Here is an 18,741-nt window from a genome sequence, read left to right as displayed (position 1 = left end):
GCGGTCTTGGGCGTGGGGGCTGGCGCTGGCGGTGCTGGGGGCGGGCTGTGACCCTGGCGCCCGGGAACCGGAGTCAGCGGAACCGCTGGCCACGCAGGAGCAGGAAGCCCTCAGCTACAACCAGCTGTCCCCCAATGGGCTGTCGTTCAATGGCTTGTCCTTCAACGGGCTGTCCTTCAATGGCCTGTCGTTCAATGGCTTGTCATCGGCGGCCTTCGGGTCCTGGTTCAACATGGACCCCGTGCTCGCGGATGAAGTGATGCGCTACGTCGTCCGCTGCGCCGTCCCCGCGGGGCAGACGCTGACGTATACGGAAAGCCAGACGAACAAGGTGCATACCTGGACGGGGCTCCTGGGTCTGGCGCCGGGCTGGTCCGCGGGGGCCCCCGCGACGGTGGCCGAACAGCAGGTCGTCTCCGCGTGCCTCGCGGCGCACGCCAATCCGTTTGGCGTGAGCGTGCCCATCTCCGTGCAGGGCCGGGACGGACTGGGGCAGGCGATTGCCTCCACTCCGGAGGAGCTGGCCACGTTCGCGCGGCCGGAGTCGTGCTTCTTCGGCAACCTCTTCCAGGGGCAGGGGCTCTACGCGGGCAGCCAGAATCCGCCCCTCACCGCGAACCAGAGCACCACGCGTGCGTGCGCGGTGGTGGACGGCTCCGGGATGCCTCGCATGTCGTGCGCGCCGCTCGTCTACGTGGGCAGCTGCTCGGCGGCGTGCACGCCGGATGGGACGGGGCTGGCCTTCACCAGCTGCACCGCGGGTGGGGTCACCTTCCAGCCGGTCACCACGCGCGTGCGCGACGCGGACGTGGCCGTGTGCGGTGACGGCCTCTGCCAGGTGACGGAGTCCTGCGGGACTTCCAATACGTACAACGCGTGCGCGGCGGACTGCGGCGCCTGTCCGTGACGCAGGGCGGGGCGGCCTTCAGCCGGAGTGGGAACCCAGGCCGGAGGCCGCGCCCGCGCGCAGCCGTTCGTGCAGCGCGTCGGTGAGCAGGTACCAGAACTGGACGTTGCCGAAGCTGAGGATGTCGCCGCCCCGGAGCGGCACCTCGCGCTGTCCAATGGTGCTGGCGTTGACGAAGGTGCCGTTGGTGGAGCCCAGGTCGCGAACGGTGCAGCGGCCGTCCGCGCGGCTCCACCGCAGCTCCGCGTGCTGCTTGGACACGGACGCATCGTCCAGCACCAGCTCGCAGTCCAGCCTCCGGCCGATCCGCAGCACTTCCGAGTCCCGGAGGGTGGGGAGGGTGGCGACGAGCAGGTCGTCGAACTCGAAGAGCAGGGCGAGCATGCCCTGCTCCACGTCGCCGGGGTCCGCCATGCGGGTGGGCGCGAGCGCGGCGGCGGACAGCTCCGACGGCGGACGCTGCACCAGTGCGAAGGGACCCAACTGATGTTGAAAGGCACCCACGGGGAGGGCGGAGGCGAGCGCGCGCAATTCCTGGACGGACAACACGTGCGGGAGCCTAACGGGTCGGCCGTCGGGCGCCCAGCCACTACCTGACGGTCATGATGAGGCTTTCGTTGACCGGCCAGTCACCTGTTCCCTACATTGACCCTTTCGAGTCGCGGGCCGGGTTCCAGGAGGGAGCGCCGGACCTCCGATGCTGGCAGCCAGGTGATGGAAGGAGCGGTGGTTCGATGAGCGGGAGCGACAACATCCCGATGACCCCCCACGGTCTGCAGAAGCTCAAGGACGAGCTGAAGCACCTCCAGTCCGTGGAGCGGGGCAAGATTTCGCGTGAAATCGAGGTCGCGCGCGCGCACGGCGACCTGCGAGAGAACGCCGAGTACCACGCGGCCAAGGAGAAGCAGTCGCACATCGAGGGTCGCATCCTGACGCTCGGCGACTGGATTGCCCGCGCGGAGGTCATCGACCCGGCGAAGCTGGGCGGTGACAAGGTCATCTTCGGTGCCACGGTGGAGCTGGTGGACACGGAGAACGACAAGACCATCAGCTACCGGCTGGTCGGGGAGACGGAGGCGGACCTCAAGAAGCGGTGGATCGCCGTGACCTCCCCGGTGGCGCGCGCGCTCATCGGCAAGAAGGTGGGCGACATCGCCACGGTGCAGAGCCCGGGCGGCGTGCGCGAGTTGGAGGTCACGAAGGTCTCCTTCGAGGACCCGCAGGAAGAGCCGGCCAGCGCGAGCTGAAGCCCGGCTGGCCGGGTGTCCTTCGGGGGGGCGGGCCTGGGCTCGCTCCCCCGGTTTCGTTTTTCCTGCGGCGTCAGGCGCGCTTCGTAGGATGGAGGCTGGAAAATCCGCGTGAACCACCCGCTCGCCAGCCTCGTTGGACCCCTCAAGTACGCGTGTCAGCGTGACTTCGCCCAGCTCGGCATCGTGCGGGACCTGCGCACGTTGATGGAGCGCACCCTGGCGGCGGCCGAGGGCGTGGACGCGCGGGCGCTGGAGGACTTGAAGGCGGCGCTGCCGCACGTGGATCCGCCGGCGCCTCCGGAGCACCGCAAGGCCGCGCTGCGCCAGGTGCTGGGCGCGCTGAAGCTCAGCGGCGTGGCGCTGCCGGAGGAGCTGGAGCGGGTGGTCGTCACGGGGGAGATCAACGCCGTGGCCGCGAGCTTTCCCCGGGCGCCGGAGCGTGCGCACGTGCTCGAAGGGGAGCTCATCCCCGCGCCCCCCCGCCGCCGGTTGACGCCCCCACAGGGGATGGTGGAGGCGAAGGGCAACACCGTTCCGCCGTGGCGTTCGCAGGACCCGGTGCCGCAGGTGGGCGGTGGGGCTCCCCCGGCCACGTCCGCTCCCGCGTCCCGGCCGCCGCAGGCCCGTGCGGTGCCGCTTCCGCCGGGAGCCGCCGCCCCAGGTGGGAACGCAGCCCCAGCGAAGGGCGAGCCCGTTCCCTACGGCGCGCGCATGGCGGCGGCCTCCCGGGCCGCCGCGCAGGGGGATGCACTGCCCGCGAGCGCGCGGGGCACGGCCTCCCGTGCCGGAGCTCCCGCGCAGGGAGAGGCTCCGTCCTACGGTGCCCGCATGGCGGCGGCCCGGAGCGCCGCCGCCGTTCCTGACGGCGCCGCGGCCCGTGCCCCCGGCTCCAAGCCCGGCGCGGGCGCGGAAGCACGCAAGGGCGCGCCGCCGGCGGACCGGGCTCCCGCGGAGAAGACGCGGAAGAAGAAGGCCAAGGCGGTGGGCGCGGAGGCGTCCCGCTCCGAGGCGAAGCTCCTGTCCATCGCGCCGCGCACCGGCCCGCTGTCCGCGCCGCTCAAGACGCTGGGCAAGCGCCTGGGGCCGCGCCTCGTCGCCGTGCTCGACAAGAAGGGCCTGCGCCGCACCGGCGACATCCTGTTCCTGCTGCCACGCTGTTACGAGGACCGCCGCCGCCTGCGCACCATCGCGGAGCTCATCCCCGGCGAGCGCGGCGTGACGGTGGGCACCGTCAAGACGGCCGACTTCGTCCCGGGGCGCGGCGGCAAGCGCATGTTCCGCGCCGTCGTGGGTGACCGCTCCGGCAGCATCGCGGCCACCTACTTCAACGCCGGGCCGTGGCTCAAGAGCCGCTTCTCCGTGGGCAAGCAGCTGGTGCTCTCCGGTGAGGTGCGCGCCTCCATGAACGGCCGGGAGATGGCCCACCCGGAGCTGGAGCCCGCCGAGGACCTGGAGAACACCACCTCCGTCCACTTCCACCGCATCGTCCCCGTCTACCCGGGCTTCGAGCGCGGCGAGCAGCGCTCCTTCCGCGAGCTGACCTCGCGCATCAGCGAACAGCACGCGCACCACCTGGAGGAGCCGCTGCCCGCGGACCTGCGCCGCCGCTACCACCTGATGGGGCTGCCGGACGCGCTGCGCTTCATCCACTTCCCGCCGGATGACGCGGACCTCGAAGCGCTGGACGCGCACCAGAGCCCCGCGCACCGCCGGCTCGCGTTCGACGAGCTGTTCTTCCTCCAGCTGGGCATGGCCCTCAAGCGCCAGGGCGTCAAGGCGGAGGAGGGCATCGCCTTCGACGTCACCCCGGAGCGGCTGGAGAAGGCCCGCGCCGCGCTGCCCTTCCAGCTCACCGGCGCGCAGGCGCGCGTGGTGGGCGACCTCGCCCGGGACATGGCACGCCCGGAGCCGATGAACCGGCTGGTGCAGGGCGACGTGGGCAGCGGCAAGACGGCCGTGGCGCTCGTGGCCGGCATGGTGGCGCTCCAGGACGGCTACCAGGTGGCGGTGATGGCCCCCACCGAAATCCTGGCGGAGCAGCACGAGCGCACCTTCCGCCGCATCCTGGAGCCGCTGGGCTTCCGCGTGGGGCTCATCAGCGCGGCGGGCACCGCGAAGCACAAGCGCGAGGTGCGCGAGGCCGTGGCGAAGGGGGACATCCACCTGGCCGTGGGCACGCACGCGCTGATTGAAGGCGGTGTGACGTTCCAGAAGCTGGGGCTCGTGGTCATCGACGAGCAGCACCGCTTCGGCGTGCTCCAGCGCCACACGCTCATGAGCAAGGGGCTCACGCCGGACGTGCTGGTGATGACCGCCACGCCCATCCCGCGCACGCTCGCGATGACGCTCTACGGCGACCTGGACGTGTCCATCATCGACCAGCTGCCGCCGGGCCGCACGCCCATCACCACGCGCGTCTTCAACAACGAGCAGCGCGCGCGCGTCTACGAAGCGGTGGGCGCGCAGCTGGCCAAGGGCCACCAGGCCTACGTCGTCTATCCGCTGGTGGAGGAGTCGGAGAAGCTGGACCTGGAGGACGCCACCCAGGGCGCGGCGAAGCTCCAGGTCGTGTTCCCCACCGCCAGCGTGGGCCTGCTGCACGGGCGCATGAAGCCGGAGGAGAAGGACGCCGTGATGGAGGCCTTCCGCGAGAAGCGCATCCAGCTGCTCGTCTGCACCACGGTGGTGGAGGTGGGCGTGGACGTGCCCAACGCGTCCGTCATGGTGGTGGAGGCCGCGGAGCGCTTCGGCCTGTCGCAGCTGCACCAGCTGCGTGGGCGCGTGGGCCGTGGCGCCGCGGCCAGCTTCTGCTTCCTCGTCGCGGGCGCCGCGCGCTCCTGGGAGTCCACCGAGCGGCTGGGCGTGATGGAGCGCAGCAGCGACGGCTTCGTCATCGCGGAGAAGGACCTGGAGATCCGCGGCCCCGGCGAGTTCCTGGGCACGCGGCAGAGCGGCCTCCCGGAGCTGGCCGTGGCGAACCTCGTACGCGACGGCGACCTCCTGTCGCTCGCCCAGACGGAAGCGCGGCGCATCATGGACACGGACCCCAAGCTCCAGGATCCAGACCACCAGGGGCTCGTGAAGGCGCTGGAGGAGCGCTGGGAGGGCCGGCTCGCGCTCGCCCGGGTGGGGTAGGTCCGGGGAGGCCTCCCCCCGCCCCTTGGATTGTCTCGGACTGTCGGCGTGCTTACTTTTCGTACTGGGGGAGCGTACGCGATGGGAGATTGGGGGCGAGCGGAGTATCTGGCGCGTCAAGGCATCCGGGACCGGCGGGTGCTCGCGGCCATTGGCAACCTGAGCCGGGAGGACTTCGTGCCCGCGGGCGAGCGGGACGCGGCCTATCAGGACGTGCCCCTGCCCATCGGCCACGGGCAGACCATCAGCCAGCCCTATGTGGTCGCCCTGATGAGCGAGGCCCTGCGCCTGCGCGGCTGTGAGCGCGTGCTGGAGATTGGCACCGGCTCCGGCTACCAGACGGCGGTGCTCGCGATGCTGGCGCGCGAGGTCTTCACGGTGGAGATCGTCCCGGAGCTGGCCCGGCCCGCCCGGCGGCTGCTGCATCGGCTGGGCTTCTCCAACGTCTTCTTCAAGGAGGGCGACGGCTCCCTGGGCTGGTCCAACGCCGCGCCCTTCGACGCCATCATCGCGACCGCCGCGCCCGAGGACATTCCCCGGGAGCTGCTGCGCCAGCTGAAGCCCGGGGGGCGGATGGTCATCCCCGTGGGGGCCACGAACGAGACGCAGGAGCTGCTGCGCATCCGCCGCGGTCAGCCGGGGATGCTGCCCCGCGTGGAGCGCCTGCTGCCGGTGCGCTTCGTGCCGATGACGGGGCACGGCCTCGCTCCGGCCTGATGAAGCCAGGGAGCACTGGCGGGTGCGGAAGGACGCACGCCTGCACGCCCACTCCCTGCATCCCGGGTCGCGTTGCCGACGGGGGAGGGGACCGGTAACGTCCCGCCCATGATCATCTGCCCGGTCTGCGACCACGTGCAGTCGGAAGGCGAAGAGTGCGAAGGCTGTGGCAAGCGCTTCCCCGGCCTCGTGAACACCCAGGACCCGGTGGTGGTCCCGCTGCCGGAGCTGGAGCTGACGCACCACGCGGGCGGCCGCGTGCCGGTGGACGCGCCCGTGCTGCCGGAGCTGGACCTGACGCGGCTGCGCTCGGGGCCGGACCTGCCGCCCATGTCCGTGCCGGACCTGGAGCTGACCCGTTCCGGCGATACGGGCCAGGTGCCCGTCGAGCAGATGACGGACCTGGACACGGGCCGCGCACAGGACGACGGCGTGCGCACCGCCGCTCCCGTGGGCGCGGTGACGTGCCGCTACTGCCGCCACGTCCAGGCGGAGGGCCTGCTGTGTGACGGCTGCGGCATGCGGCTGCCCCGCGTCCGGATGACGGCGCAGGTGACGGCGAAGCGCAAGGACGAAGGCGAGCGCGTGCCCTGTCCCTCCTGCCACGTGCCGGCCTGGCCCGGCCGCGCGTGCGTGGCGTGCGGCACGAAGGTGGAGGTGGAGGCATGAGCGTTCCGGCGCTGAAGGCGGGCTATGCATGCAGCGAGGGCTGCGGCTTCACCGCCTCGCTCTGGGACGTCGTCTACCGCTGCCCGCGCTGCGAGGGCCTGCTGGAGGTGGCCCACGACGAGGCCGCCCTGCGCGCCATCCCCGCGGCGGAGTGGAAGCGCCGCTTCGAGTCCCGCTTCGCGACGTCCCGCCTGCCGGACGGCTCCGGCGTCTGGGGCAAGCGCGAGTGGGCGCTCCCCGAGCTGCCGGCGGAGGACATCGTCTCGCTGGGCGAAGGGCGCGTACCGCTCAAGCCGCTGCCGCGCATGGCGGCGGAGCTGGGGCTGGGCTCGTTGATGCTGAAGGAGTGCGGCGTCTCCCCCACGGGCAGCTTCAAGGACTGGGGGATGACGGTCCTGGTGTCCGCGGTGAAGCACCTGCGCTCGCGCGGCACGCCCATCCGCGCGGTGGCGTGCGCGTCCACCGGGGATACGTCCGCGGCGCTGTCCGCGTACGCCGCGGCGGCGGGCATCCCGGCGGTGGTGTTCCTGCCGAAGAACAAGGTGTCGCTCGCGCAGCTCGTGCAGCCCATCGCCAATGGGGCGCGGGTGCTGTCGCTGGACACGGACTTCGACGGCTGCATGAAGCTGGTGCAGGCGGTGACGGCGGACACGGGGCTGTACCTGGCGAACTCGATGAACTCGCTGCGCATCGAGGGCCAGAAGATGATCGCCATCGAGCTGTGCCAGGACCTGGGCTGGGAGCCGCCGGATTGGATCGTCATCCCGGGCGGCAACCTGGGCAATGCGAGCGCCCTGGGCCGGGGCCTGGACCTGCTCTTCAACCTGGGGCTCATCACCCGCCGGCCGCGCATCGCGGTGGCGCAGGCGCAGCGGGCGAACCCCCTGGCGCGCGCCTTCCGGGGCGGCTTCCAGGACCTGGTGCCCATGCAGGCGGGAGCCACGCTCGCGTCCGCCATCCAGATTGGCAACCCGGTGTCCTTCCGCCGCGCGGTGCGGATGCTGCGCGCGTTCGACGGCGTGGTGGAGGAGGCGTCGGAGTCGGAGCTGGCCAACGCGGCGGCCCGGGCGGACCGCGAGGGCACCTTCGCCTGTCCGCAGACGGGCGTCGCGCTGGCGGCGGTGGAGAAGCTGGCCGCGTCCGGCGTGATGGCGAAGGGCGCCAGCGTCGCGGTGGTGGCCACCGCGCACGGGCTGAAGTTCGCGGACTTCAAGGTGGGCTACCACCGGGAGACGCTGGCGGACGTGAAGGCCGCGCACGCGAACCCGCCGGTGGAGCTGCCCGCGGACCTGTCCGCCGTGCGCGCGGCCCTGAAGGACCTGGGCTGAGCCAGGGTCCTGCCGTGAGCAGGCTCAGGGGGTAGGGCCAGGAAGCGGATCCGTTGGCGCGTCGGGCAGGACCTGTTCGACGCGGCGGATGCCCGGCAGCAGCGTGCAGGCCGCCACCAGCAGCAGGGTGGCCAGCCCCAGGAGCAGCAGGAGCAGGGCGATGCCCCGGCCCGGACCCGCGCCCCCCACCCAGGGCCCCAGCGCCGAGGCCCATGGGGCACCCGCGGCCATCAGCGGTTCGAAGACGTGATCCGCGAGCGGCCCGGACAGCAGGTACGCGATGGGGATGGCGACGCCGGACAGCGCGGAGTGCACGGCGAAGACGCGGCCCTGCAACCCGGTGGGGACCTTGCGCTGCCAGAGGGTCTGATTGCAGCCCATGATGACGGGGAGGGTGAACAGGACGCCGAACGCGCCCGCGCCCACCACCCACGGTGACGCGCGCAGCGCGCCCAGCCCCAGGAACAGGCCCTGGAGCCACACGAAGCCGAGCACGGTCCAGACGCGGCGGCGCGTTCCGCCCCAGGCGAGCATCACCAGGCTTCCGGCCAGCATGCCCAGCCCGCCCGCGGTCATCACCGCGCCCAGGGCACGCACGTCCGCGAAGGACATGACCAGCGGCGTGACGAGCACCTGGATGATGCCCAGGTTGAAGCTCATCAGCGTGAGGAGGACCTGGAGGCCGACGAGCCCCGGCCGCTCGCGGATGAAGCGCCAGCCCACGGCCGCGTCCTGGAGCGCGCGTCTCCCCAGGGAGGCCTTCACGGGGGAGGCTGCCTCCCGTGGCAAGGCGGACCCGCGCAGCCCCTGGAGCACCCCCAGCGAGAGGAGCGCCGTGCCGACGTCGATGGCGAGCAGGCCGGTGACGCCAATGGCAGGCAGCAGGGTCCCGGACAGGAGCGGCGCGACGATGGAGCCCAGCGCCAGGCCCAGCTGCATGAGGCCGTTGGCGCGCGGAAGCTGCTCCGGCGCCACCATCACCGTCGTGGCCTTGGCGAACGCAGGCAGCTGGATGCTGTTGAACGCCGCGCCGCCCGCGACGAGCGCGAGGAGCGCGCCCACGCTCAAGCGGTCCAGCTGGAGCAGCAGCGCGATGAGCACCGTGCAGACGGCGCCCCCCGCGTGGCCCAGCATCATCACCTTGCGCAGGTCGTGCCGGTCCACCACGCCGCCCAGCAGCGGTGCCACCAGCACGCCCGGCGCGAAGCTGGCCAGGGCGATGAGCGAGTAGAGCGACGTGGACTTCGTGTGCTCGTACGTCCACACACCCAGGCCGAAGCCATTCAGGTGCGAGCCCATGCCCGACGCCGTCTGGCCGAGCCACAGCAGCACGAACCGGGAGAAGGGCTGGAGCTTCGCCGCGTCGCGCTGGAGGGAGGTTCGCATGCCCGGGTCTCGCTGGAATGGCGCATGACCCTGCCATTCCGCTCTGACACGGGGCCGCCCCGCGAACCTCCCGGGTTTCGCTACTCCACCACGAGCGGCAGGCGCGACTCGATGGTGAGACCGAAGCCGGAAAGGCCCCGGTAGGTCATGTCCGTGTTGGACATCACGCGCATGGCGCTCACGCCCAGGTCGGTGAGGATCTGGCAGCCCATGCCCACGTCGCGCGACTCGTTGGGCGTGCGGCTGGAGGACGCGTTGCTGCCGTCGCCCGAGCGCTTGTGGTGGATGCCGAAGTCGTTGCCGTGCATGCCGGGCAGGTAGACGATGACGCCGTTGCCCTCGCGCGCCACGTTCTCCAGCGCGCGGTCCAGCAGCAGGTTGCACTTGCAATCCGGTGACCCGAACACGTCCCCCAGGGCGCAGGCGCCGTGCAGGCGCACCAGCGGGGCGGGCTGGACCTTCGCGGGGTCGCCCTTCACCAGGACCAGGGACTTCGCGCCGTCGGGCGTCCAGGTATAGGTGTAGGCGGTGAACTCGCCATGGCGGGTGCGCACGACGCTCTGGCCGGGCTCGCGGCGCACCAGCCGGTCCTTGCGGCTGCGGTACTCGATGAGGTCCGCGATGGTGATGAGCTTGAGGTTGTGCTCGCGCGCGAACAGCTTCAGGTCCGGCATGCGCTGCATGGTGCCGTCATCCTTCACCAGCTCGCAGAGGATGCCGGAGGGCTGCAGGCCGGCGAGGCGCGCCAGGTCCACGGCCGCCTCGGTGTGGCCCGCGCGGCGCAGCACGCCGCCTTCGCGGTAGCGCAGCGGGAAGATGTGGCCGGGGCGCAGGAAGTCGTCCGCGGTGCTGTTTGGATCCGCGAGCGCGCGGATGGTCTTCATGCGGTCGCTGGCGGAGACGCCGGTGGTGGTGCCGTGGCGGAAGTCCACGGAGACGGTGAAGGCGGTGCGGTGGGACTCGGTGTTCTCCGCCACCATCTGGGGCAGGCGCAGCGCGTCCAGCCGCTCGGCGAGCATGGGCTGGCAGATGATGCCGCTGGTGTGGCGGACCATGAAGGCCAGCTGCTCGGGGGTGGCGAGCTCGGCGGCCATGATGAGGTCGCCTTCGTTCTCGCGGTCCTCGTCGTCCGCGACGATGACGCACTTGCCGGCCTGGATGTCGCGGATGGCCTCCTCGATGGTGTTCAACTCGGAGTCTCGGCTCATGTCGGGGGTGCTCGCCCTGCTGACGACGTGGAGGGGCATGGTGCGCGGCATGTAACGCGAGGGGGGTGGGGTGGCAAGCCATGCTCGGGGAGCGAGCGTGCGTCCGTTCAATGGCTGGGATGAGGGGAGCCTGTGACTGCCCGTCTGTATAGGTGGGAGCCGCCCGGTGGGCGACTCGACGGGCTGGGACGTGTGATGTAGGGTGCCCGGCTCCGTGAGCGCAGACATCCAGAAGGACAAGCGGGCCCGGTTCGACCAGCTGCAGGAGAGCCTGGCGACCCGGCAGAGCACCACCCACTTCACCCACGCGGGCATCTCCGTCATCGCCTTCATGCTGATTGGCGGAGCGGCGGGGAAGCTGTTCTACGACTCGCTGCGCACGCCGCTGCTGGCGTGGGGGGCCACCCTCCTGGCGTTGGGGCTGCTGGTGTACGGCTACCGCAGCTACCGCAAGGGCCGCGCGGTGCTGGTGGACGAGCTCCAGCGCTATGAGGCGCTGCTCGCGCTGCGCAGCGAGCTGCACCTGGACAATCCCGCCGCGCTCCTTCCCCGGTGAGTGCCGCCAGGAAGGCCGCCCGACTGGGGCGGTTCATCGTGCTGGAGGGCCTGGACGGCGCGGGCACCACCACGCAGACGGAGCGGCTGGCGTCCGCGCTGAGGGCGGAAGGGCACGCGGTGGTGACGACGCGCGAGCCCTCCGACGGCCCGGTGGGAACGATGCTGCGCCAGGCGCTCACGGGCCGCCTGGGCCTGCCGCAGGGCCGGGGGCCGTTGGCGCCGGAGACGCTGGCGCTCCTGTTCGCGGCGGACCGGACGGACCACCTGCACGCGCGGGTGCTGCCGGCGCTGGAGGAGGGCAAGGTGGTGCTGTGCGACCGCTACGTGCTGTCCTCGCTGGCGTACCAGGGCGCGAGCCTGCCCATGGCGTGGGTGGACACGGTGAATGCGCACGCGGTGTCCCCGGACCTGACGTTGTTCGTGGGCGTGGACCCCAGGGTCGCCGCGAAGCGCCGGGCCGTGCGCGGCGGCGCGCCGGAGCTGTTCGAGGCGGACGAGGCCCAGCGGCGGATCGCGAAGCAGTACCTCAAGGCCATCACGCTGCGGGAGAAGCGCGAGCGCATCGTGCGCATCGACGGTGAGCTGTCCGTGGAGGCCGTGACGGACGCGTGCCTGGCGGAAGTGCGGCGGCTCTTCGCGCGCAAGCGCTGAGGCGGCCCGGGGGCCGCGCGCCAGCGCAGGTCCTCAGAAGTAGGACTGGAGCACGCCGCGGCGCCGCACGTCCGCCGTGGCGCAGTGGAACGAGCCTCCGAACGAGTTGAAGTTCCGGAAGTCGCAGAGCAGGGGCTTGAACCCCCACTTCTTGAAGCAGGCGATCATCGGCTCGTCGCTGCGCTCCACGATGACGCGCTCCTCGTCGAGCATGAGGACGTTCATGTTGATCCACTTGCTCGTCATGTAGAGCGTGTGGTCGGCCGGGATGCTGGGGCGGGGGGCCCTGAACACGTCCCAGCCCTTGAAGAGGTCCGGCACTTTCGGGACCCGCTCCGGGTTGATGAGCAGCTTGCCCGGCGCCAGCGGGACGAGCGTCGCGTCGATGTGCATGGGGTGCGGGTCATCGAACTCGAAGACGTGGATGCGGTACTCCGGGCCCAGGTGGCGCCGCAGCCACTCGATGCCGAACGCATTCGTGACGTTGCTCTGCTGCGCGAAGATGTCCCGGCCACAGCGGATGAAGTCCGCGGCGTCGAAGGTGGGCTCGAACTCCGTGATGACATAGCGGGTGGGCCCGCCCTCCGGACCCTCCGTCCAATCGTAGTCATACAGCTCGTCGCGCAGCTCCGGCTTGGGGCCCGAGCTCCAGCGCGCGCCTGCGCGGAAGTATTCCTTCAGGAGCGGGCGGTAGGCGGACGTCTCCGCGTAGCGCGAGCGCCAGGCCATGGGGGACTCAATGATTTCATTGCCCACCACCAGGAGCACGTCCCGGGGCATGGCGGCGTAGAGCCCGGTGCTCGTCCAACCCGGCGCCCCGAAAGGCTTGCGTTGGTCGATGGGCTCCGGACGGCGCACCTTCACGCCCTCGGCCTCCAGCAGATGGACCAGCTGCTCCAGCTCCTGCTTCGCCGCGGCGATCCGCTCAGGCGGAAAGGGCTTGCCGGCCTGCTTCTGGAAGAACTCCAGCTGGTCGCTGGGAAGGGTTGCCTTCAACGCGATGTGGGAGGGCGGAACCTGCGCGCCGTCCACGACCCCCACGATGACTTCCTCAAGAGGATCCCATTCATTGAAGGAATTGACCGGGCAGGGGTTCACTGGCGCGGAAGCAGTCATGATGGGCGGCACCTGAGGAAGAAGCGACCCACACTTTATCCACCGATTTCTCGCTTGTCATGTCTCACATGTCTGCCCCTGGGATAGGCGCGGGAGGCCCAGGTCCTTTTCATAGACATCGATGAGGCGCACGGGGCGCATCCCCACGCGTTCGTAGAGCTGGAGCGCCCCGCTCCTGCCGTCCGAGTCCACGCCCAGCAGCACCTTGTGGCGCCCCCTGCGATGGAGCTCGCCAAAGGCACGCAGGAGCAGGGATTGGGCCAGCCCCCGCCGTCGCCAACGGGGATGTACGCCCAACACCCGCACCCACCCCTCGCTTTCAGAGAACTCCCGGGCCCGGGCGAAGCCGACGAGCTCCCCTGCCGCCTCGGCGACGAACCAGAGGGTCGGGTCGAAGCGCTCCAAGCGCAGCTCCGCCGACCACTGCTCGAAAGGCTCGGGCGTGTGGCGCCAGTGGTCGGCGAACGACAGCTCGTGCAGCGCGTGCAGGGCCGCGGCCTCCCGGTCCGGCTGGAAGACGCGCAGCACCACGCCCGGTGGCGGTTCCCGCGCCGGGGGTGGGGCCTTCCATTCCACCTGCATCCGAAAGAACCGCCGGGCAAAGACATAGCCGCGGGACTCCAGCAGCCGGGCCTCCTGCTCGTTCCTGCCATTGAAGAGGTGCGCCAGCAGCACCCGCTCGCCGGGGGGCGAGCGGGGGAGCAGCTCCCGGGCATGCTGCCCGATGCGATCCACCAGCCATGCCTCCACGCCCTGGTGCCGGTGCGCGGGGTGGACCGTGCTCGTGCACTCGAACCAATGCGGCTTGCGGGGGTTCAGCTTGGCGTAGCCGACGAGGGTGCCCGCGGGATTGAAGACGAGCCACGCGTCGCGCGCGGGGTCCAGCTCGCTCCACTCCTCCACCATGTCGTCGTGCGAGTAGTCCACCTCCCCGAACTGGTCGAGGTGGTCCTCCGCCACGAGTGCGTGGGCGCGGTCGAGGTCGTCCGCCATGGCCGTCCGCGCCGTCCACCCCTCCGGCAGCGGGCTGCCGCCCGGGGATGCGTGCTGGGCCAGGGGGGGAACGGGGCTCACGGGGAACTCCTTGGAATGCGGCTGGTAAGTCTAATCAAACATGGATAGCGTTTATAGTGAGCTTATCGAATCTAGTGAGGAATCCATGAGAGTCGCCCTGATTGCCCTGCCATGGTCCGCCTACCAGCGTCCGTCCGCCGCGCTTGGCGCGCTGGCGGCGTATGTCCGGCAGCATGAGCCGGGGTTCGAAGTGGCCACCTGCTCCGCGTTCCTGGACATGGCGGTGACGCTCGGCACGTCGCTCTATGACGGCATCTCGCTGGATGCCTATGAGCTGGGGGAGCTGCTCTATACACCCCAGCTGTATCCGGAGCGCCGGGAGGCGGTCCGCGAATACTTCGTGCAGTCACTGACGGCTCGCGCGGGGGCGTGGCGGCTGGACAACGTGGACCGCTTCCCGGTGGCGCTCTTCGGTGAGCACCCCACCTACGAGCACATCTTCGACCGGATCCTCGCCACGTTGGATGGGCACCTGGACACGCTCGCGGCCTCGCTCGCGGGCCGCTACGACGTGGTGGCGCTGACGACGTCGTTCGGGCAGCTGTTCGCGAACCTGTCCCTGGCACGCAGGCTGAAGGCGCTCGCGCCGGAGGTGCGCGTGGTGTTGGGCGGCTCCACGGTGTCCGCGCAGGTCGGGCCCTCGCTGCTCAAGGAGTACCCCTTCCTGGACTACGTCATCCAGGGCGAGGGGGAGCAGCCCTTCCTCGCGCTGCTGCGCAAGCTGGCGTACGGCACGGGGGACCTGTTCGGCATGAAGGGCCTCCTGACGCCCAAATCCGCCGAGCACGTCGCGTCCGGCGCGGCGCTCTGGGAGGTGGGCAACATGGACGAGCTGCCGTACCCCGACTACGACGAGTATGCGTCGAAGGCGGAGCAGCACGGGGTGATGTGGCTGTTGTCCATCGAGGGCTCTCGCGGGTGCTGGTGGGATCGCACCAAGCGCAGCGGGAACCCGAAGAACACCTGCTACTTCTGCAACCTCAACGTGCAGTGGAACGGCTACCGCGAGAAGAGCAACCCCCGGCTCGTGGATGAAATCGACTCGCTCAGCGAGCGCTACGGCAACACCGGCATCTTCTTCCTGGACAACATCATCCGGGTGAAGGGGATGACGGAGCTGGCCGAGGGCATCCGCGCGACCAACCGCGACTACGCCCTGTTCTACGAGATGCGCGCCAACGCCCACCCGTATGAGATCATGCGGCTGTGGGAGGCCGGCGTGAAGTTCGTGCAGTTCGGCATTGAAGGCCTGTCCACGTCGTACCTGCGCCGGGTGGGCAAGGGCACCACCGTCATCCAGAACCTGCAGGCGATGAAGGTCTGCCACGAGCTGGACATCCGCAACTACGCCAACCTCATCACCCACTTTCCGGGCACGGAGGAGGCGGAGGTCGCGGAGACGGTGCAGAACCTCCTGTCCTACGCCATCTGCTACGAGCCGCTGGACCTGAGCCCCTACCGGCTGGGGCGCGGGTCCACGCTCGACGCGCTCCGGGCCCAGTTCCCCGTGGAGAACATCCGCAACGCGGATTGCTACAAGGTGGGGCTGCCCGCGGAGGTCTACGAGCGCATCGCGCTGTTCGACCTGTCGTTCGACCTGCGCACCGGGACGTCCGACTGGAGCGCCGTCGTCGAGGCGTGCGAGGTGTGGATGCGGGCCTATGAGCTGGCCCGGGGCTCGCAGTACCGCCACGTGATGACGTACCTGGACGGGGGCACGTTCCTGCGCGTCTACGACGGGCGCTCGGGCATGCCCCGGACCCTGCTGCTTCGCGGGGTGGAGCGGGACCTGTACCTGTACTGCACGGAGATCCGCCAGCGCCAGGAGATCGACGAGGTGTTCGTGGAGACGGGGCGCGCCTCCAGGGCCCAGGTGGAGCAGGTGCTGGCGCACTGGCTGGAGGAGCGCATCCTGTTCCGGGAGGGCGAGCGCTACCTCTCCGTGGCGCCGGCGTTCACGCCGCAGATGGCGGCCAAACGCATGCACACGCTGCACTCGGAGGACCAGGAGCGCCGGGAGCGGCGCCAGGCGAAGCGGGCCTCGGAGGACGTCGCGGTGGCGGCGTCCTGAGCGGGGCCCCTGCTTCGGGCGCGGTCAGCCGCGCAGCTTGTTGAGCAGCGCGAAGAGCCGGGTCACGTCGTCCTCGGACGTCAGGGTCCCGGCGATCTCCGCCAGCGCCGCGTGCTGGGCGGGGGAGAGTCTGCCCAGCAGGGCGAACTCCTCCGGGGAGAACCGGCAGAAGGCCTGCCCGTCGGCGAAGCTGGGGCGGTGGTCCCAGAGGTTGGCCAGCAGGTTCACCCGGGGCCGCTCCGGGGAGACCTGCTCGGTGGCGGCGATGCAGTGTGGGAGCGTCCCCCGGAAGACGGCGCACCGGTTGGGTTTGAAGGGCACCGTCACCCACTGGTCCGACAGCTTGAACAGCGCGTCGAAGTCGTGGAAGCGCATGCAGTTGTCCAGGAGCGTCTGGGACAGGGGCTCCTCCAGGTTGAACACCGTGCCGCCGCCCACGAGCCCACTCTGCGGCCCCAGGTAGATGACGGTGCCCCACAAAGGCAGGTGCACCTTGCCTGTCTTCTCCGCCAACGGGACGTCGTGGTCCACGTGGAAGGCCGCGCGCTTCACCGGGGCGCCCAGGTTGTGGAACCACAGCTCGAAGCCCGCCACCTGGTCGCGCCGGACCTCCGGGATGAGGTCCATCAGGCGGACGAAGTATTGGAAGGTGAGGGTGGCGATCTCCCGGGGGAGATAGGCCGCCAGTTCCTCCACCTGACGCGCGTCACCCTGCTGGTAGGCAATGACCCGCTCCATGTCCACCCAGAAGAACCCCGAGGGCAGCGGAGGCAGCGGCCGCAGCGCTTCGTAGGCCGCGTGGATCAACGCCTCATCAAAGACGTTGTTGAAGACCTGGAGGGCCTGCGGGTGGTTGCGCCGCGGCTGCTGGGTCAGGGCTGAATAGTCAAACTGGCGTTCGGTGCTCATGCTGTGGCCGCTCCGTGCATGGCTTGATGCGGGCGCACGGTACACGATTCGCCTTGCCCTACACAGCCCGTGCGCGACCTCTGGTAGCGTGGCGGTGTCGCTCTTCCTGGGGCCGTTGCAAGGAGACATGAATGGGAAGCGGTCCGGTCGCTGTGCGCTTGAACAAGACCTACGACGTGGAGCGGCTGCGCAGGGATCTGGCGGCGAGCGAGCGCTTCCAATGGGTGCCGGAGACGGACGGCGGCGTGGCGGAGCACCAGGACTGGGATGTGCTTCCGCTGGTCTCCCGGGGCGGACGTCTGGATGACGGCAGCGCGGGCACCAACAGCCTGACGCCCTTCCGCTCCACGGAGCTGCTGGACCACGTGCCGTACTTCCGGGAGGTGCTGGAGGGCTTCAAGGCCTCGCTGCGCTCGGTCCGCATCTCCGCCATCCGCCCGGGAGGCATCATCCGGGAGCACTCGGACACGGATGTCTTTGACGTCCGGAGCGGCGATCTCATCCGTCTGCACATCCCCATCGTCACCAACGACGACGTGGTGTTTCGCATTGGCGGGGAGCGGTGTGTCTGGAAGCCGGGCGAGCTCTGGTATGGGGACTTCAGCCAGCTGCATTCGGTGGAGAACCGCGGCGACACCACGCGGGTGCACCTGCTGGTGGGCGCGGAGGTGAACGACGAGATCCTCTCGCTGTTCCCGCCGGAGTTCCTGGCCGCCCATGACATCCAGGTCCGGCGCCGCACGGCGGCGAGCGAAGCGCTCCGGTCCCGGCTGGAGTTCGACGGCCGGCTGGAGGCAGGGCCCGCGCAGCTGGCAGAGCTGCTGGAGGGCCTGCCGGACTCCATCCAGGCCGACCTGCGGAAGACCTTCACCAGCCTGCTGTGCTTCCGGTTCGTCGACGAGCGGCTGGCGGTGCTCATCGACGGTGAGCCGATGTTCTTCCTGGAGCCGGAGAGCGACAGCCGCTGGCAGGTCATGGACATGATGGCCCACGTGGACTTCGCGCCCGCCGCGAGCCCCTCCGCGGTCGCCCGGCTGGACTTCGCGAAGGGCGAACAGCCGTTCTCCTTCGTCATCTCCCGCGCGTGAGTGCGATCCGCCCGGCGCGCGCGCTGGCCTTGCTGGGCTTCGTCCTGCTGGCGGCGACCGCGCCCTTCCTCTTCTTCGCCGTCGCGCGCCTGGCGTTCCACGTCCCCATCGAGCCGAACGAGGGCTGGAATGCGCTGCATACCGTCCGGCTGGTGGGCGGTGGCCCGCTGTATCTGCCCTTCCAGTCCCTGCCGCTGGCGCCGGTCAACTATCCGCCGTTGTCGTTCCTGGTGATGAAGGCGCTGAGCCCCCTGTCCCCGGACCTGCTCGTGCTCGGGCGCGTCGTGGCGGCGCTGGCGTTCCTGGGCGTGGGGGGACTCATCGCCGCGACGGTGGCCGTGCTCGCGCCGGGGCGCCGCTGGCCGGCCCTGCTGGGGGCCCTGGTCTGGGTGTCCGTGGGAGGCCACGCGGCCTACCGCTACCTGGGGATGTACGAGCCCCAGATGCTGGGACACGTCTTCTCGATGGGGGCGCTGTACCTGTTCGCACGGTGGAGGGAGCGGCTGTGGCCCGGGCACATCGCCGTGCTCGCGCTGCTGTGTTGCATGGGGCTGCTCGTCAAGCACCTGCTCTTGGCGACACCCCTCGCGCTCGCGTTGGTGCTGCTGCGCCTGGACCGGCGGCTGTTCCTCCACCTGGCCGCCTGGGGCGTGGCGTGGATGGGCGCGCTGGGG

Annotated in this window: 17 protein-coding genes; 11 read left to right on the top strand and 6 right to left on the bottom strand. The window is 70.6% G+C overall.

From position 1 onward, the window contains the following. A partial coding sequence (locus D7W81_RS29115; RefSeq protein WP_120558662.1) for a hypothetical protein occupies window positions 1-907 on the top strand: 907 nt, incomplete at its 5' end. An 18-nt stretch (window positions 908-925) separates the two neighbouring features. Here D7W81_RS29115 and D7W81_RS29110 read toward each other — a convergent pair. Beyond that, window positions 926-1,456: an FHA domain-containing protein gene (locus D7W81_RS29110; RefSeq protein ID WP_120558659.1), complete on the bottom strand. Its 531-nt coding sequence runs from the start codon at window positions 1,454-1,456 to the stop codon at window positions 926-928. A gap of 185 nt (window positions 1,457-1,641) precedes the next feature. Between D7W81_RS29110 and greA the strand changes: the two genes are divergently transcribed. The 5 genes from greA to thrC all read left to right on the top strand — a co-directional run bounded on the left by greA (window position 1,642) and on the right by thrC (window position 8,006). Further along, on the top strand, window positions 1,642-2,154 hold the full coding sequence (greA, locus tag D7W81_RS29105; protein ID WP_120558658.1) for a transcription elongation factor GreA: 513 nt from the start codon (window positions 1,642-1,644) through the stop codon (window positions 2,152-2,154). Window positions 2,155-2,265: 111 nt separating this feature from the next. Next, window positions 2,266-5,292, top strand: a complete 3,027-nt coding sequence (gene recG / locus D7W81_RS29100) for an ATP-dependent DNA helicase RecG (protein ID WP_120558657.1) — start codon at window positions 2,266-2,268, stop codon at window positions 5,290-5,292. An 81-nt stretch (window positions 5,293-5,373) separates the two neighbouring features. Continuing rightward, window positions 5,374-6,009 carry a protein-L-isoaspartate(D-aspartate) O-methyltransferase gene (locus D7W81_RS29095; RefSeq protein WP_120558656.1) on the top strand — a complete coding sequence of 212 codons (636 nt, stop codon included), beginning with the start codon at window positions 5,374-5,376 and terminating at the stop codon, window positions 6,007-6,009. A 108-nt stretch (window positions 6,010-6,117) separates the two neighbouring features. After that, entirely contained in the window at window positions 6,118-6,678 is a 561-nt protein-coding gene (locus tag D7W81_RS29090; protein WP_120558655.1) for a hypothetical protein, read from the top strand. Further along, the gene (thrC, locus tag D7W81_RS29085) at window positions 6,675-8,006 is read left to right on the top strand and encodes a threonine synthase (RefSeq protein ID WP_120558654.1); all 1,332 of its coding nucleotides are present in this window, start codon (window positions 6,675-6,677) and stop codon (window positions 8,004-8,006) included. Before D7W81_RS29090 ends, thrC begins: the two co-directional genes overlap by 4 nt. Before the next feature lie 24 nt (window positions 8,007-8,030). Here thrC and D7W81_RS29080 read toward each other — a convergent pair whose 3' ends face one another. Both D7W81_RS29080 and ribB read right to left on the bottom strand, forming a co-directional pair. Beyond that, window positions 8,031-9,392 carry an MFS transporter gene (locus tag D7W81_RS29080; RefSeq protein ID WP_120558653.1) on the bottom strand — a complete coding sequence of 454 codons (1,362 nt, stop codon included), beginning with the start codon at window positions 9,390-9,392 and terminating at the stop codon, window positions 8,031-8,033. Window positions 9,393-9,472: 80 nt separating this feature from the next. Beyond that, complete coding sequence (gene ribB / locus D7W81_RS29075; protein WP_120558652.1) at window positions 9,473-10,600, bottom strand: 3,4-dihydroxy-2-butanone-4-phosphate synthase; 1,128 nt, start codon at window positions 10,598-10,600, stop codon at window positions 9,473-9,475. A 214-nt stretch (window positions 10,601-10,814) separates the two neighbouring features. On the opposite strand from ribB, the gene D7W81_RS29070 reads away from it, so the two are divergent. Then, window positions 10,815-11,156 (top strand): hypothetical protein, encoded by a 342-nt coding sequence (locus D7W81_RS29070; RefSeq protein WP_120558661.1) that lies wholly within the window; start codon window positions 10,815-10,817, stop codon window positions 11,154-11,156. After that, window positions 11,153-11,809, top strand: coding sequence for a dTMP kinase (gene tmk / locus D7W81_RS29065; RefSeq protein WP_120558651.1), 657 nt, complete (start codon window positions 11,153-11,155; stop codon window positions 11,807-11,809). Before D7W81_RS29070 ends, tmk begins: the two co-directional genes overlap by 4 nt. A gap of 33 nt (window positions 11,810-11,842) precedes the next feature. Here tmk and D7W81_RS29060 read toward each other — a convergent pair whose 3' ends face one another. After that, window positions 11,843-12,850: a hypothetical protein gene (locus tag D7W81_RS29060; RefSeq protein ID WP_208721492.1), complete on the bottom strand. Its 1,008-nt coding sequence runs from the start codon at window positions 12,848-12,850 to the stop codon at window positions 11,843-11,845. A gap of 132 nt (window positions 12,851-12,982) precedes the next feature. Further along, on the bottom strand, window positions 12,983-13,999 hold the full coding sequence (locus D7W81_RS29055; protein ID WP_120558650.1) for a GNAT family N-acetyltransferase: 1,017 nt from the start codon (window positions 13,997-13,999) through the stop codon (window positions 12,983-12,985). An 85-nt stretch (window positions 14,000-14,084) separates the two neighbouring features. Here D7W81_RS29055 and D7W81_RS29050 point away from each other — a divergent pair, with 85 nt between their 5' ends. After that, window positions 14,085-16,070 carry a RiPP maturation radical SAM C-methyltransferase gene (locus tag D7W81_RS29050; protein WP_158621710.1) on the top strand — a complete coding sequence of 662 codons (1,986 nt, stop codon included), beginning with the start codon at window positions 14,085-14,087 and terminating at the stop codon, window positions 16,068-16,070. A gap of 24 nt (window positions 16,071-16,094) precedes the next feature. Here the strand turns inward: D7W81_RS29050 and D7W81_RS29045 are convergent, their stop codons facing one another. After that, entirely contained in the window at window positions 16,095-16,979 is an 885-nt protein-coding gene (locus tag D7W81_RS29045) for a hypothetical protein (protein ID WP_120558648.1), read from the bottom strand. Between the two features lie 131 nt (window positions 16,980-17,110). On the opposite strand from D7W81_RS29045, the gene D7W81_RS29040 reads away from it, so the two are divergent. After that, entirely contained in the window at window positions 17,111-18,067 is a 957-nt protein-coding gene (locus D7W81_RS29040; protein WP_120558647.1) for an aspartyl/asparaginyl beta-hydroxylase domain-containing protein, read from the top strand. After that, a partial coding sequence (locus D7W81_RS29035) for a hypothetical protein (RefSeq protein ID WP_208721490.1) occupies window positions 18,064-18,741 on the top strand: 678 nt, incomplete at its 3' end. The genes D7W81_RS29040 and D7W81_RS29035, both read left to right, overlap by 4 nt.

It is taken from the genome of Corallococcus aberystwythensis, assembly GCF_003612165.1.
GTDB lineage: Bacteria > Myxococcota > Myxococcia > Myxococcales > Myxococcaceae > Corallococcus > Corallococcus aberystwythensis.
This window is presented reverse-complemented; position numbering and strand designations above follow the sequence as displayed.

What these genes read in the sequence shown, in the direction of transcription:
- greA (WP_120558658.1), top strand. Translation starts at nt 1,642, where the DNA reads ATGAGCGGGAGCGACAACATCCCGATGACCCCCCACGGTCTGCAGAAG.
- D7W81_RS29095 (WP_120558656.1), top strand. Translation starts at nt 5,374, where the DNA reads ATGGGAGATTGGGGGCGAGCGGAGTATCTGGCGCGTCAAGGCATCCGG.
- D7W81_RS29090 (WP_120558655.1), top strand. Translation starts at nt 6,118, where the DNA reads ATGATCATCTGCCCGGTCTGCGACCACGTGCAGTCGGAAGGCGAAGAG.
- thrC (WP_120558654.1), top strand. Translation starts at nt 6,675, where the DNA reads ATGAGCGTTCCGGCGCTGAAGGCGGGCTATGCATGCAGCGAGGGCTGC.
- D7W81_RS29080 (WP_120558653.1), bottom strand. Translation starts at nt 9,392, where the DNA reads ATGCGAACCTCCCTCCAGCGCGACGCGGCGAAGCTCCAGCCCTTCTCC.
- ribB (WP_120558652.1), bottom strand. Translation starts at nt 10,600, where the DNA reads ATGAGCCGAGACTCCGAGTTGAACACCATCGAGGAGGCCATCCGCGAC.
- D7W81_RS29050 (WP_158621710.1), top strand. Translation starts at nt 14,085, where the DNA reads ATGAGAGTCGCCCTGATTGCCCTGCCATGGTCCGCCTACCAGCGTCCG.
- D7W81_RS29045 (WP_120558648.1), bottom strand. Translation starts at nt 16,979, where the DNA reads ATGAGCACCGAACGCCAGTTTGACTATTCAGCCCTGACCCAGCAGCCG.
- D7W81_RS29040 (WP_120558647.1), top strand. Translation starts at nt 17,111, where the DNA reads ATGGGAAGCGGTCCGGTCGCTGTGCGCTTGAACAAGACCTACGACGTG.